Origin of the sequence: Flavobacterium sp. LS1P28 (assembly GCF_003970335.1) — a bacterium.
In the GTDB taxonomy this organism is placed as follows: domain Bacteria; phylum Bacteroidota; class Bacteroidia; order Flavobacteriales; family Flavobacteriaceae; genus Flavobacterium.
This window is the reverse complement of the sequence record NZ_RYDI01000002.1, coordinates 255,212-268,871: the sequence shown is the minus strand read 5'-3', so window position 1 is coordinate 268,871 and position 13,660 is coordinate 255,212. Positions and strand designations below refer to the sequence as shown.

The 13,660-nt window shown below is 37.2% G+C and carries 13 protein-coding genes and 3 tRNA genes; 7 read left to right on the top strand and 9 right to left on the bottom strand.

All coding sequences use genetic code 11. The features are described from left to right. Positions 1 to 331 precede the first annotated feature (331 nt). A complete protein-coding gene (locus tag EKL97_RS03110; RefSeq protein ID WP_126458693.1) occupies positions 332 to 1,231 on the top strand; it encodes an energy transducer TonB in 900 nt (299 codons plus the stop codon). 216 nt (positions 1,232 to 1,447) lie between these two features. On the opposite strand, the gene EKL97_RS03105 is transcribed toward EKL97_RS03110, so the two are convergent. Next, complete coding sequence (locus tag EKL97_RS03105) at positions 1,448 to 1,843, bottom strand: ExbD/TolR family protein (RefSeq protein WP_126458690.1); 396 nt, start codon at positions 1,841 to 1,843, stop codon at positions 1,448 to 1,450. Between the two features lies 1 nt (position 1,844). After that, entirely contained in the window at positions 1,845 to 2,540 is a 696-nt protein-coding gene (locus EKL97_RS03100) for a MotA/TolQ/ExbB proton channel family protein (protein ID WP_126568071.1), read from the bottom strand. 129 nt (positions 2,541 to 2,669) lie between these two features. Between EKL97_RS03100 and EKL97_RS03095 the strand changes: the two genes are divergently transcribed. Both EKL97_RS03095 and EKL97_RS03090 read left to right on the top strand, forming a co-directional pair. Next, complete coding sequence (locus EKL97_RS03095; protein WP_126568069.1) at positions 2,670 to 3,890, top strand: bifunctional folylpolyglutamate synthase/dihydrofolate synthase; 1,221 nt, start codon at positions 2,670 to 2,672, stop codon at positions 3,888 to 3,890. An 85-nt stretch (positions 3,891 to 3,975) separates the two neighbouring features. Further along, positions 3,976 to 4,050 (top strand) — tRNA-Val (locus EKL97_RS03090). Between the two features lie 89 nt (positions 4,051 to 4,139). Here EKL97_RS03090 and EKL97_RS03085 read toward each other — a convergent pair. From EKL97_RS03085 to EKL97_RS03075, 4 genes are all read right to left on the bottom strand, one after another. Then, positions 4,140 to 5,594 (bottom strand): FAD-dependent oxidoreductase, encoded by a 1,455-nt coding sequence (locus EKL97_RS03085; protein WP_126568068.1) that lies wholly within the window; start codon positions 5,592 to 5,594, stop codon positions 4,140 to 4,142. Positions 5,595 to 5,826: 232 nt separating this feature from the next. Continuing rightward, complete coding sequence (locus EKL97_RS15965; RefSeq protein ID WP_255416324.1) at positions 5,827 to 5,952, bottom strand: hypothetical protein; 126 nt, start codon at positions 5,950 to 5,952, stop codon at positions 5,827 to 5,829. Beyond that, entirely contained in the window at positions 5,949 to 6,962 is a 1,014-nt protein-coding gene (gene galE / locus EKL97_RS03080; RefSeq protein WP_126458678.1) for a UDP-glucose 4-epimerase GalE, read from the bottom strand. Before galE ends, EKL97_RS15965 begins: the two co-directional genes overlap by 4 nt. A gap of 83 nt (positions 6,963 to 7,045) precedes the next feature. Beyond that, positions 7,046 to 8,176, bottom strand: a complete 1,131-nt coding sequence (locus EKL97_RS03075) for a DegT/DnrJ/EryC1/StrS family aminotransferase (RefSeq protein ID WP_126451752.1) — start codon at positions 8,174 to 8,176, stop codon at positions 7,046 to 7,048. Between the two features lie 229 nt (positions 8,177 to 8,405). Between EKL97_RS03075 and EKL97_RS03070 the strand changes: the two genes are divergently transcribed. From EKL97_RS03070 to EKL97_RS03055, 4 genes are all read left to right on the top strand, one after another. Next, entirely contained in the window at positions 8,406 to 9,659 is a 1,254-nt protein-coding gene (locus EKL97_RS03070) for a 3-deoxy-D-manno-octulosonic acid transferase (RefSeq protein WP_126568066.1), read from the top strand. Continuing rightward, positions 9,652 to 10,098 (top strand): GNAT family N-acetyltransferase, encoded by a 447-nt coding sequence (locus tag EKL97_RS03065; RefSeq protein WP_126458669.1) that lies wholly within the window; start codon positions 9,652 to 9,654, stop codon positions 10,096 to 10,098. The genes EKL97_RS03070 and EKL97_RS03065 overlap by 8 nt, the downstream gene beginning before the upstream one ends. Before the next feature lie 23 nt (positions 10,099 to 10,121). Next, positions 10,122 to 12,290 (top strand): S46 family peptidase, encoded by a 2,169-nt coding sequence (locus tag EKL97_RS03060; RefSeq protein ID WP_126568064.1) that lies wholly within the window; start codon positions 10,122 to 10,124, stop codon positions 12,288 to 12,290. A 200-nt stretch (positions 12,291 to 12,490) separates the two neighbouring features. Continuing rightward, positions 12,491 to 12,706: a hypothetical protein gene (locus EKL97_RS03055; RefSeq protein WP_126458662.1), complete on the top strand. Its 216-nt coding sequence runs from the start codon at positions 12,491 to 12,493 to the stop codon at positions 12,704 to 12,706. 159 nt (positions 12,707 to 12,865) lie between these two features. On the opposite strand, the gene EKL97_RS03050 is transcribed toward EKL97_RS03055, so the two are convergent. The 3 genes from EKL97_RS03050 to EKL97_RS03040 all read right to left on the bottom strand — a co-directional run bounded on the left by EKL97_RS03050 (position 12,866) and on the right by EKL97_RS03040 (position 13,515). After that, complete coding sequence (locus EKL97_RS03050) at positions 12,866 to 13,213, bottom strand: DUF1508 domain-containing protein (protein WP_126568062.1); 348 nt, start codon at positions 13,211 to 13,213, stop codon at positions 12,866 to 12,868. Positions 13,214 to 13,342: 129 nt separating this feature from the next. Next, positions 13,343 to 13,428, bottom strand: a tRNA-Leu gene (locus EKL97_RS03045). 14 nt (positions 13,429 to 13,442) lie between these two features. Further along, a tRNA-Gly gene (locus EKL97_RS03040) sits at positions 13,443 to 13,515 on the bottom strand. Positions 13,516 to 13,660: the final 145 nt, after the last annotated feature.

Below are 13,660 nucleotides of genomic sequence, written 5' to 3'. Positions count from 1 at the left end.
TTTACTTTATGGAAGGCGTTTCACTTTTTAGTAAAAACCATGGCTAGGTGAACTCAAGAATTGGGCTATATGACTCTTTTTTTCTATGTTTCTATGTGGTTCGATTTTTTTAAAATTAATTTGAATTTTTATTAATATTACCCAACTCATTATTCTTTAATCTCGGAACTGATATTAAGAAGATTTTATAATATATTTAATCCCTTTTCTTATTTTTAGTTTTAAGCGAAAGCGATCTTATTTATATTCTGGCAGTCGCTTTTTACTCTTAACAATTTTTAGTACTTTTCAACGTTTTTTAGTAATACACTTTTTTAAATTTAAAACACAAATGAGTTTCACCATTTTATCAGATCAAAAGAAATCGTTAGCACTATCCATTCTTTTGTATGCGACAATGTTGTTAATTTTATTTTTTATCCGTTTCTGGCCTCCTGCAAACATGGATGAACTTGCTGGTGGCGGTGGTGGCGGTGGCGTTACAGTAAATTTTGGCGACAGCGATTTAGGTTCGGGTGCGAATTATAAAAGCGAAGTTTTGGAGGTAAAAAACCAAACCAGACAAACGCCTGCTAAATCAACTCCAGAGGAAGCTATTTTATCTCAGGAAAACAGCACTGAAGAAAGTGTTGTGATTCCGACAAAAGAAAAAACTAAAAAACCAACAGTAGTTATAAAAGAAGCAGCAAAACCAGTAGTTGTAAAACCTAAAGTTTCTAACAATACCAATAATGCTTTATCCAGTTTCATGAAAGGCTCCAATAAAGGCGGAGATGGCGATGACAAAGTAGCCGGAAACAAAGGAAAAGCAAACGGAAGCCTGAGTTCAAACGGTTATTATGGAACGGGTGGTTCTGGAGGAGGAACAGGCGGCGGAAACGGTACTGGAAGCGGAATAGGAACTGGCAGTGGCTATGGTTCCGGAAGCGGGGGTGGAACCGGAAGTGGCTCTGGCGGCGGAGTGGGATATTCGTTAGGAAACAGAAAAGCTGTTTCTAAACCCGCACCAAAATATACGTGTAATGAACAAGGCAAAGTTGTAGTTGAAGTATCTGTAGACAGATCCGGACGGACAGTAAATGCCGTTGCTGGTGTTAGAGGAACCACGAATACCGCAAAATGTTTATTAGACCAAGCCCGAATTGCAGCAATGAGCACGAGATGGGATGCCAGCAGCGATGCCCCGGAAAAACAAGTCGGTAAAATTGTTTACAATTTCAATTTGAATTAGAGCAATTAGGAAGCGTATCTTTTTATCATTGCGAGGAATAAAGTAATGACAACTGCGTAACATCAGATACAACTTTGCGTAAGGGATAGAAGCAAGTACCGAAGTACTGCGAATAGCCCGACCGCAATAGAAAAAGGGGCTAATCAACACTATGCTGATTAGCCCCTTTTTCTATTACGGTCACGCCCAAATAATCCTGTAAATAAAATGACAGTATTACTTTGGACTGGTAGCAATCACAAACTTCAAATTGTTTTTGACTCCTATTTGCAGTACATCAACTAAGTCTTGCACTTGCAAATTGAATGGAATACGAACAATAACCGTTTGATCCTTCTCTAAATTCATCTTAGACATCAAGGTTGTTTCGAGTTCTTCAAAGGAAACCGCCTGCTTGTCTATGTAGAATTTTTTATCCTCAGTGACAGATAAACTAATGTATTGCTTATTTGTTTTCTCGTTCGCCTGAGCTTTTGGCAAGGTCATCTTGATCACGTTAGGATTTGCCAAGGTTGATATAATCAAGAAAAACAACAACAGGAAAAACATAATATCACTTAATGACGATGTGGCTACCTCAGCATGAAATCTTCTTTTTCGTTTTATAGACATGTTACGATCTTTGAATAATATTTACAAACTCCAGGATTTGTTTTTGAATTTTTAAAGCGAAATTATCAATCTTGCCGTTTAATATATGATATCCGCTGTAGGCAATGATACCAACGATTAAGCCCGCACCACTACTGATCATTTTTTCATACAATCCCCCGGAAATATTACCGATACTAATATTTTCAGTAACTGAAATACTATAAAATATTTTAATTACTCCAGAAATAGTTCCAACAAACCCTAACGTAGGTGCGATTCCGGCTATAAGACCTAAGTGACCTAACTGCTTTTCCATTTCTCCTATTTCGATATCTGCAGCACGATCCATATTAGATTCAATTTCAATAATTGGTCGCCCAATAACCAGAATTCCTTCTTTTATGATATTTCCTGAAGCCGTATTATTTCGTTCTGCAATAGATCGAGCTAAATCAAGATTCCCTAAATTAAGATTATCACGTACATCGCGCATCAAAAGAGTATCAATTTTTGATGCTTTATTGATATACAAATAGCGTTCTATAATAAGATAAAAAGTGTAAAATAATAGAATCCCGATTGGGATAAGCCACACGCCCCCTTTTAAAAGGAATCCTAAAGTGGATATTTCGGCATTTGAAGCAATTTTTTCAATAACTACGTTTGAAGCAGCGTTGGTAATCGTGTCGGCCTGTAATTGTATAAAACTAAACATATAATATTATTGTATTTTAATCATTAATTCTAAAAATTATTTCAATTTTGCACTAAAGATACTTTTCGATGTACTATTAAACTAAAAAAAACGAAAAATATTTCAAACAATTACTATTTTATTACAAAAATGAACTACCAGGAAACCACCAATTGGATGTTTAACCAGCTCCCGATGTACCAACTTCAGGGCGCTTCGGCGTACAAGAAAGATTTAACCAATGCGCATTTACTCACAGCACATCTTGACAATCCTCAAGAAAAAATAAAATGCATTCATGTTGCGGGAACTAATGGAAAAGGCTCTACTTCGCACATGTTGGCATCCATACTTCAAGAAGCTGGGTATAAAGTTGGCTTGTACACTTCCCCACATTTAAAGGATTTTAGGGAACGTATAAAAATTAGTGGAAAGGATATTTCCGAGGAATTTGTTACTAATTTCATCCATGAACACAAACATTTTTTTGAATCCAATGACATGAGTTTTTTTGAAATGACCGTTGGTTTAGCCTTCGATTATTTTGCCAAAGAAAAAGTAGACATCGCCGTTATAGAAGTGGGAATGGGCGGACGATTAGACGCTACCAATATTATCACTCCATTAGTTTCGGTGATTACCAATATAGGATTGGACCACACGCAATTTTTGGGCAACACACTTGAATCAATCGCTTTTGAAAAAGCGGGAATTATCAAACCCAACCTTCCCGTGATAATAGGAGAATACACTCCTGAAACCCGATCTGTTTTTTTGGCTAAAGCCAAAGAATGCAATTCGGAAATCTATTTTGCTGCTGATTTAATTTCAGAAACCTATCCTTCTGATTTAATTGGCGATTATCAAAGGCACAATAAAAAAACAGTATTAGAAACCATCACCGTTTTAAACAATCAGAACGAATTTAAAATCACTTCTGAAAATGTAAAATCCGGCTTATTGAATGTGGTGAAAAATACCGGACTGCAGGGAAGATGGCAACAATTAAGAGAATTCCCCAAAGTTATTTGCGATACTGCACATAACAAAAATGGACTGGAAATTGTGTTGAATCAAATCCAAAAACAAACTTTTGAAGCATTACATATTGTTTTGGGAGTTGTAAATGACAAAGATTTGAACGAAATCCTGCCTTTATTTCCTAAAAAAGCAATTTATTATTTCTGCAAACCCAATATTCCTCGTGGGCTGGATGTTCTAATTCTAAAACAAAAATCGGCTAGCTTTGACCTAAAAGGGGAAATATACAATTCTGTTTCAGAAGCTTATCATGCCGCACTGAAAAATTCCGGAGCAACTGATTTTATATACATTGGTGGAAGCACCTTTGTAGTAGCAGAAATTTTATAATTTTTTTAGTTTTTACTTGCAAATCTAGAAAAGTGGCGTATATTTGCACACGCAATAACGGAAACGAAAGTAACCAAATTGTTTAGGGCGATTAGCTCAGCTGGTTCAGAGCACCTCGTTTACACCGAGGGGGTCGGGGGTTCGAACCCCTCATCGCCCACAAAAACTCCATTATTTCTAATGGAGTTTTTTTATGTTTAATACTTAACGGAACACTTCGTTTATGATCAATATTAAAATTGTTGCGGATCAAATATCTTCTTTCTTTAGACTCCGTCCTCTGGGCGCATTACCCTCTTGAAGCACGATATCAGAATGTAAGAACTCTGCAGCTGTAGCTGAATCGTGCACTTTGATCCCACTGCGTTCTAACATTTCCGCTTCAAACTTCGTTAACACACTTTCCCTTATTCCAACTTTTCTCCATTGAGATAAAGGACCACATCCCTTTGAGATTCCGCGAGCCAGCGAAAGTGCATCTAGCAAGGCTTGATTTGCCCCTTGTCCTTTGAAGGGGCTCATCGGGTGAGCCGCATCACCAATCAAAGTCACTGCCCCCCATTTCTCCATCATTTCTGACTGGAGCAATTCTCGATCATACACAGGATATCCAGAAATCTGTGCTTTCAGGGTCGCCGCTAAAATCTGAGGAATGGGATCGTGCCACTGCGTTCTACGACACGCTTCTTCCTTGAGTGCTTGAGGTCCTTGAGCGCTTAATGTCTTAGCCTCTTGTTCTGGCATTGGGAAGCTAAGTTGCCACATCACTGAGTCTGACGTATAAGGCATGATGTAGATCCGCTCATTGCCATTGGCGGTTTGAAATACAGTTGCAGAGTCTAGTAAATGGCTTGTACGATCTTCGAGAGCACTTAAAGGACAAATTCCCAATATCACAATACAACCTAGGTATCGTAATGGAGTAATATCCTCCCCAATCAGTAGCGTCCGTACCGAACTACGAATGCCATCGGCTCCAACCACAAGATCTGCTTTGTAGTTCTTTATTTTCCCGTCTATTTGAAAGCTTAAATCAACACCATCCTTACATGCCACAAACGCTACCAACTGATGCCCCCATTGTACTGCATCCTGTCCGCCGAGTTGCTCTAGTAAGGCTAAACGCATCGATTGTCGTGCAATATGTACATTGGAACGCTTGGGAGATGTTTTCGTATCTGACTGTATCCATTTTCTGACTCCCCATTCCCCAATCACTTTTCCTTCTGCAGTATGAACCAGATGTCTTGTTGAAATCACTCCTTCTTTTAAAGAAAAAATACCTAATCCCTCGATCGCTTTACTCCCTTGTTGCAAAGTAAGTCCGTAGCCCTGAGAGCGAGCATCGAAGTTGCTGTCGCGTTCAAATAGCGTAAAAGGAATCCCGCGGTGCAAACAAGCCACCGCTAGAGCCACTCCTCCTATACCACCACCGATAATAGCAACGTGTGGGAAGTTTTTTTTATCCGCAACCGGGTGACTATCCGAATGAACCAAACCGGATCCGTAACAGTTCAAACAGGAGTATAAGTGACCCTTGGGATACACTGGAGCCACTCCTTCGTCTTTTGTTTTTTCAAATAGATCAAATGCTAGTTGATAGCGGAGTCGCGCTTTCTTGCTGATCCCACGACTTTTTTTGCCACGTCCCTGACATTCCGGACAAATAGTCCAGCATGCTACTTCACCTTCCTCTTTTTTCACTTCTTTTTTATTTCACTTGATGTTGACTCTTCGCTACACGAACACGAAGCTAATACTATTGCTGTTGGGCTTTTAAATACAGTCCAGATCCTGACTTTCATATAATTTAACATGAGAAATTTATATTTTTAGTTCTTACCGCTTGTGGCAGTTTTGCAACTTTAATACAAAAAGATAGCAATACAAAACTACTTTTTCCAAATTAAACCAGAAAGGATTCCTCAGAGTCATTTTATTCAAATCCTAGATGAAATGATTCGCAAACAGTTCCGCAAGAACCCCAAAAATCAAAACCTTCAAGATCAAATGATTTTGAAGGTTTTTGATTTTTGGCATGAAGCGGGTGTGATTTTTTCACCTCCTAATCTTCTGTTCCCATTTCCAGGCACTTGCCATAGCTTGTTCCAGCGTGGATTGTGCTTTCCATCCCAAAATAGTATTGGCTTTATCTGTATTGGCGTAAGCTGAGGTAATGTCTCCTTCTCTGCGACCTACAATTTTATAAGGCAATTTTTTACCACTTACTTTTTCAAAAGTATGAATAACCTCTAATACTGAGCTGCCGGTTCCGGTTCCCAGATTAAAGGTTTCTACTTTAGCCGTATTTTTTTTGTTCAATAAGCGCTGTAGAGCAATTACGTGGGCTTTCGCCAAATCAACTACGTGAATGTAATCGCGTACTGCCGTTCCATCTGGAGTAGGGTAATCATCACCATAAACCGAAAGTTCTTTTCGCAATCCAAAACCGGTTTGCGTAATAAACGGCACTAAATTCTGAGGAACTCCAATAGGCAATTCTCCAATTTCAGTAGAAGGATGCGCCCCAATTGGATTAAAATAGCGTAATAATATAGCATTGATATTAGTAACTTTGGCAGTATCAGTAATGATTTCTTCTCCTATTTGTTTCGTGTTCCCATAAGGAGACATGGCGGTTTGAATAGATGCATTTTCCGTAATTGGCATGGTTTCGGCCTGACCATAAACCGTACAAGAAGAACTAAAAATGAAATTTGCTTCCGGTTTTAGCTGTAATTCCTGCAAAACATATACCAGTGTATTGATGTTATTTTCATAATACAACAACGGATTCTCAACACTTTCGCCCACTGCTTTTGAAGCTGCAAAATGAATGACCCCTGAAATATCAGGGTGCCTTTTAAAAAAATTCTGCACTTTTTCTTTTTCGCGCAAATCTAATTTTTCAAAAGCCGGAACTTTTCCCGTAATATTCTGAATTCCGTCCAAAACACTCAAGGAAGTATTCGATAAATTATCTACAACGACAACTTCAAACCCTTCGTTTTGCAATTCCACTACGGTGTGAGACCCTATGAACCCTAACCCACCTGTGACTACTATTTTCATGATTTCTAATTTTGTACAGACGCAATAAACTGCATCTAATCGTTTATAAAAAAGATGCGATGAATCGCGTCTCTACAACAATATTATTTTAAATATTGTAAAACCGAATCCGTGATGAATTTAATTTGCTCGTCATCTAATTCAGTATGCATTGGCAACGAAAGCACTTCCCTGACTAGCTGATTGGTTACCGGAAAATCTTCTTCATTGTAACGGGAATCAGCGTAGGCTTTTTGTAAATGCAACGGAATTGGGTAATAAATAGCACAAGGAATTCCTTTTTCCAATAAGTGCTGCATCAAGCCATTTCTGTCAGCATCAATGATTCGTAACGTGTACTGATGAAAAACGTGACAGTCACAAATTGAACAAATAGTTGGTGCAACGATATTTTTATGCCCTTCAAAAGCCGCAGAATATTTCCTGGCTGCATCTTGTCTGGCTCTTCCATACTCATCTAACAAAGGCAACTTTGCGTTCAAAACGGCCGCCTGAATACTGTCTAATCGGGAATTTACGCCTACTACATCATGGTGGTATCGCTCATACATTCCGTGATTTACAATTCCGCGAAGTTTGTGCGCCAAAGCATCATCATTGGTAAAAACAGCTCCGCCGTCTCCGTAACACCCAAGATTTTTTGAAGGAAAAAACGAAGTTGCTCCTACGTGTCCAATCGTTCCCGCTTTCTTTTTAGTGCCATCCGAAAATTTACAATTGGCACCAATCGCTTGCGCATTATCTTCGATAACGTATAAGTTATATTCTTTTGCAATCGCCATAATCGCTTCCATATTGGCGGCACGACCAAACAAATGTACCGGTACAATCGCTTTTGTTTTTGGCGTAATCGCTTTTTTGATTCCTTCGATAGAAATATTCATATTATATAGATCCACATCGACTAAAACCGGTATCAATTGCAACAAAGCAATTACTTCCACTGTGGCTGCAAAGGTAAAATCGGCAGTGATTACCTCATCGCCTGGTTTTAAATCCAGTCCCATCATGGCAATTTGCAACGCATCAGTTCCATTTGCACACGGAATTACGTGTTTTACATCCAGATATTCTTCTAATGATTTTTGAAATTGATGAACTTGAGGTCCATTAATATAAGTATTAGTATCTAAAACTTCCTGAATAGAAATGTTAACGGTATCTTTTATTTTTTCATATTGACTTTTTAAGTCAACCATTTGGATTTTTTTCATTACAATTTTTGTTTAATGTTCGAAAGAATACCATTTCTTAATACAGTAAATACTTTCTTAAAACGAAGAACAAAAATAGCTATTTATGAGTTGAAACCAATACAACCTACATTAAAAAAAGATATTATTCAAATGAACTAAAAATGACATTCCTAACAACCAAAATTTAAATATTGCTGTGGAAGAAATTAAAATAAAGAAACCGTATTTTAGCCCAAAAATTTTAATCATGCTTTTTCTCTATACTTTAGTGGTTCAATTTGCTGGTTTTTTATTAACAATCACAGCACTTTTCAGTCCAAAAATGAAACTTTTCATGGATGGCAGGAAAGTAGTTTTCCCTATTTTGGAACAAAAAATAAAACCTACTGACAAAACAATTTGGTTTCATGCCGCTTCTTTGGGTGAATACGAGCAAGGTTTACCCGTGCTCGAAAAGATAAAAAAGCAGTTTCCTTCGCACAAAATCGTGCTTACTTTTTTCTCTCCTTCGGGTTATGAAGTCCGTAAAAACAATACAGTTGCTGATGTTACAGTTTATTTGCCTTTGGATACCAAGAAAAATGCACAACAATTTTTGAATCTCGTTCATCCGGATTTAGTGTTTTTCATCAAATACGAATATTGGCCCAATTATTTATTTGAACTCAAAAAATCAAATACTAAAACCTACCTGATTTCTGGAATTCTTAGAAAAAATCAACTGTTTTTCAAGTGGTACGGCGGCTTTTACAGAGAAGCGCTGGATGCCTTTACCTACTTTTTTGTTCAAAATGAAACTTCCAAAAAATTACTGCAGCAGTTAGGCAAAACAGACGTTGCTGTTTCTGGCGACACCCGATTTGATCGAGTGGCTACAATTTTAGAAAAAGACAATTCGTTGGATTTTATCTCTGATTTTAAAAACAACACACTCACTATTGTCGTGGGAAGTTCGTGGCCAAAAGATGAAGATTTAATAGTGAATTTTATAAATTCGAATACTTTCAATGTCAAATTTATTATTGCGCCACATAATATAAAGGAGGAACAAATTCAGAATTTAAAAAACAGCATTACCAAAAAAACTATTTTATTCTCTGAAATGGAGACTGTAGGGACAAGTCGCGACTTGTCCCTACAGGATTTCGATGTTTTTATCATTGACACCATTGGTCTTTTGACAAAAATATACAGTTATGCGGATATTGCCTATGTGGGTGGCGGTTTTGGGAATCCCGGCGTTCATAATGTCTTAGAACCGGCAACTTTTGGTGTTCCAATCCTTATTGGCCCCAACTATTCGCATTTTGCAGAAGCAATTGCTTTGGTCAATATGGAGGCCTGTGTTGCCGTCAACAACCAAAAAGAATTGGACGAAGCCCTTGAAAACCTGATTCATAATGATGATATCCGACAGGAAAAAGGTCATATATCCAGCACTTTTGTACAAATGAATAAAGGCGCCACCACCATTATTTTAAACCATATTTTGAATGATTGAATTTAAACCTCTGGTTGCTACTGATATTGAAACCATTGTCTCGCTGATGCAGGAATTTTATGCCATAGATAATTATCCCATTTCTGTTGATGTGTCCAAAACTTTATTTCAAGAATTTATTTCCAATGAAAATTTAGGAAAAGCATGGCTCATTATATCCGTCAACGAAATTGTGGGCTATCTTATTCTAACCTTTGTTTTTAGTTTTGAACACCAAGGAAGAATTGCTTTTTTAGACGAATTGTATGTCACCGAAAAAGCACGTGGAAAAGGGATTGGTAACGAAGCCATTGCATTTATTACAACTGAAAGTCGTAAACTATCGTTACAGTTGCTTTATCTGGAAGTGGAACCGCACAATGAAAAAGCACAAAAAATGTATCTCGCCAGCGGTTTTGAATCGCACAACAGACAATTAATGAAGTACAAAATCATATAAAATTACACTCTAAATTTAATACTATGAAATTTTTAAAATTATTCTTAGTCCTATTTGTCATTCAGATGCAAGCCCAGCAAGGCGGCATGTGGATTCCTTCGTTGCTAAAAGGAATGAATGAAACTGAAATGAAAAATCTTGGCATGAAAATGTCCGTCAAAGACATTTATGATGTGAATCAATCCAGCATCAAGGATGCTGTACCTCATTTTAACGGTGGCTGTACCGCTGAAGTTATTTCTCCAAAAGGACTAATCCTGACCAATCATCATTGTGGATTTTCTCAAATTCAATCGCATTCTACCGTTGACCATGATTATCTGACAGATGGTTTTTGGGCATACAAAATGGAAGATGAATTACCAAATGAAGGTTTGACAGTTACTTTTATGGTAAAAATTGAGGATGTAACCACATCGATTCTGGAAGGCACTGCTTCCCTTAGTAGTGAAGCCGAAAAACAAAAGAAAATTCAAGAGAACATTACGGCATTGTCTAATTTGTTGCCAAAGGAAAATTGGCAGGAAAATAAAATTCGTACGTTTTACGAAGGCAATCAATACATGCTTTTTGTCACGGAAACCTTTACGGATGTGCGCTTGGTTGGCGCTCCACCTACTGCCATCGGAAAATTTGGTTCTGACACTGACAACTGGGTTTGGCCACGTCACACTGGCGATTTTTCTTTGTTTAGAATTTATGCCGATAAAAACAATCGTCCGGCTGCATATTCAAAAGACAACGTGCCTTACACCCCCAAACACTTCTTGCCTATTTCACTGGATGGCGTAGCCGAGGATGATTTTACATTGGTTTTTGGATACCCGGGCAAAACAAACGAATATTTACCCGCTGTTGCAATTGAGCAAATTATAACCGAACTGAATCCTGCAAAAATCGAAATCAGAGACAAAGCCCTGAAAATAGCTGATAGTTTTATGCGAAAAGACAACGCCATCAAAATTCAGTACGCCTCAAAATATGCAAGTACTGCTAATTATTGGAAAAAATGGATTGGCGAGACACAAGGATTAAAAAAATCAAATGCAGTTACTGTAAAAAGAGAATCTGAGAAAACGTTTCAACAAAAAATAACAAAAGCAGGCAAAGAAAAAGAATATGAAACAGTATTGGCTGATTTTGACAAAAACTACACAGAAATAGCTCCTTATGCGCTAGCAAGAGACTATTTTACGGAAGTAGTTCTGCGCAATACGGAATTGCTCAGTACTGGATACAAGTTATACCAATTAGAACAAGTGTATAAAGCCAAAGGAGAACAATCTTTTACAGACCGAAAAAATAATTTAATACCCGGATTGGCTAATTTTTATAAAAACTTCAATTCAACTGTAGATGAAAAAGTTTTTGAACAATTGATCGAATTGTATGCGACAAAATCTCCAAAACAATTTTTACCGCAAAGTTTGGTCAACGTTAATGCAGGGAATTTGGCCTCGGAAATATATACTAAATCCAAACTTCAAAATTATGCCGGCCTAATAGAATTGCTGTCAGGTGACGCCGGAACTGTTTTAACAAATTTAAATAACGACCCCGGATTCCTGTTAGTTAAAGAAATAGCCGATAAATACGGTAAAGAAGTAGCTCCAAAATATGACGAAATCAACGTGAAGATTACAGCACTGCAACGTACTTACATGAAAGCGCTGTTAGAATTAAACACGGATAGCAGGATTTTTCCAGATGCCAACAGTACTTTGAGAATAACCTATGGAAAAGTAAAAGGATATGAGCCTAAAGATGCTACTGTATACACTCCAATAACCTATTTAGATGGTGTTATGGAAAAATACATTCCGGGAGATTATGAATTTGATGTTCCTGAAAAACTAGTGAACCTCTACAACACAAAAGATTATGGCCCGTACAGCGAAAATGGTAAAATGCCAGTTTGCTTTATTGGCACCAATCATACTACCGGGGGCAATTCAGGAAGCCCTGCGATTGATGCTTCCGGAAACTTAGTAGGACTTAATTTTGACCGGGTCTGGGAAGGAACAATGAGCGACCTCTATTACGACCCCAGTATCTGCAGAAATATCATGGTAGACATCCGCTATGTTTTGTTCATTATCGATAAATACGCAGGTGCAAAAAATTTAATCACCGAATTAAAATTAGTTCACCCCAAGAAAACCAACTCCTTGAAAAAGAAAAACTTAAAATAAAAATAGCAAAAAAAACGAGAGTATAGCACCAATATTAAACGTTTCTTAAATATTTACTTTGACTGGCACACTATTTGCTTTTTATCCTAGCGTGCATAAAAAATAATATTTTTTAAAAAAAAAATAAAAAAATATTTTACATATTAAAAAATTTATATCTTTGCCAAGAATTAATAATTAACCTTTTATATTAAATTAAGATGAAAAAAGTATTTTTAAGTTTAGCTGCTGTTGCTGTTTTGACTGTTGTATCATGTAAAAAAGCTGACGCTCCTGCTGAAGACGCTGCTGCTGTTGTTGATTCTGCTGCTATGGTAGTTGATTCTGCTGCTGTTGTTGTTGACTCTGCTGCTGTTGTTGTTGATTCTGCTGCAACTGCTACTGAAGCTGCTGCTACTGAAGCTGCAAAAAAATAATTAGAACTCAAATTCTAAAAATTTTAAAGCCATCCGCTATGCGAGATGGCTTTTTTAATTTGCAAAACCTCCTCTTTCGAGAAACAGATTTTCAAAAGCAAAAAAGAGAGTCTCAGCAACTAGCCGAGATTCTCTTTTTTTATGTCTTTATTTAAAGATTCATTCGATAAAAACAAAATCATTTGCTGAAAAGTCTAGTATTTCCGAAATTGAGCCATACCGAATAATTTCGTCAATTCCTTTTTGCAAACGCAACGATGTGGTATATTTTCTACTTGTTGCGAAATGATTACCACTTACTATCAATTTGAAATAGAACTTCCCACCGGAAGACTTAAATTTTAAAAAGTCAGCAGTTTCAATTGCTGCTTTAAATTTTTCAATATCTTCTTCACACTCAAATTTCAGTTCATAACTCAAACTTGTAAAAACTATTTTCCCCTTTCTGGAAGTAAAAACAAATTTATATTCGTCATTATATCGTTTACTTATTACGAAAGCTCCCATAGTTTATTAAAATAACAAAAATTCAAATTATGAATCACGAAAAAGCAAGGAGTTGATATTGGCTCCAACAGATTTAGTTTTATTAAAAACCATAAAACAAAAAAAACCGCTTCAGTTGAAGCGGTTTAGTACTCAGAGCGGGACTTGAACCCGCACGAACATTGCTGTTCACTGGATTTTAAGTCCAGCGTGTCTACCAATTTCACCATCCGAGCATTATGTGGTGTCGAGCGAAAAACGGGGCTCGAACCCGCGACCTCGACCTTGGCAAGGTCGCGCTCTACCAACTGAGCTATTTTCGCATTTTCAATTCTTAGAAAGAACCGCGATACTTGTTCTGTATTGCGGATGCAAATTTAAGACATTTATTGAATTACACAAGCCTTTTTTATGAAAAATTCACAGATTAAAGTTAACGTTCTGATAACCTAAACTTTAAAACAAATA

What these genes read in the sequence shown, in the direction of transcription:
- EKL97_RS03110 (WP_126458693.1), top strand. Translation starts at nt 332, where the DNA reads ATGAGTTTCACCATTTTATCAGATCAAAAGAAATCGTTAGCACTATCC.
- EKL97_RS03105 (WP_126458690.1), bottom strand. Translation starts at nt 1,843, where the DNA reads ATGTCTATAAAACGAAAAAGAAGATTTCATGCTGAGGTAGCCACATCG.
- EKL97_RS03100 (WP_126568071.1), bottom strand. Translation starts at nt 2,540, where the DNA reads ATGTTTAGTTTTATACAATTACAGGCCGACACGATTACCAACGCTGCT.
- EKL97_RS03095 (WP_126568069.1), top strand. Translation starts at nt 2,670, where the DNA reads ATGAACTACCAGGAAACCACCAATTGGATGTTTAACCAGCTCCCGATG.
- galE (WP_126458678.1), bottom strand. Translation starts at nt 6,962, where the DNA reads ATGAAAATAGTAGTCACAGGTGGGTTAGGGTTCATAGGGTCTCACACC.
- EKL97_RS03075 (WP_126451752.1), bottom strand. Translation starts at nt 8,176, where the DNA reads ATGAAAAAAATCCAAATGGTTGACTTAAAAAGTCAATATGAAAAAATA.
- EKL97_RS03070 (WP_126568066.1), top strand. Translation starts at nt 8,406, where the DNA reads ATGCTTTTTCTCTATACTTTAGTGGTTCAATTTGCTGGTTTTTTATTA.
- EKL97_RS03065 (WP_126458669.1), top strand. Translation starts at nt 9,652, where the DNA reads ATGATTGAATTTAAACCTCTGGTTGCTACTGATATTGAAACCATTGTC.
- EKL97_RS03060 (WP_126568064.1), top strand. Translation starts at nt 10,122, where the DNA reads ATGAAATTTTTAAAATTATTCTTAGTCCTATTTGTCATTCAGATGCAA.
- EKL97_RS03055 (WP_126458662.1), top strand. Translation starts at nt 12,491, where the DNA reads ATGAAAAAAGTATTTTTAAGTTTAGCTGCTGTTGCTGTTTTGACTGTT.
- EKL97_RS03050 (WP_126568062.1), bottom strand. Translation starts at nt 13,213, where the DNA reads ATGGGAGCTTTCGTAATAAGTAAACGATATAATGACGAATATAAATTT.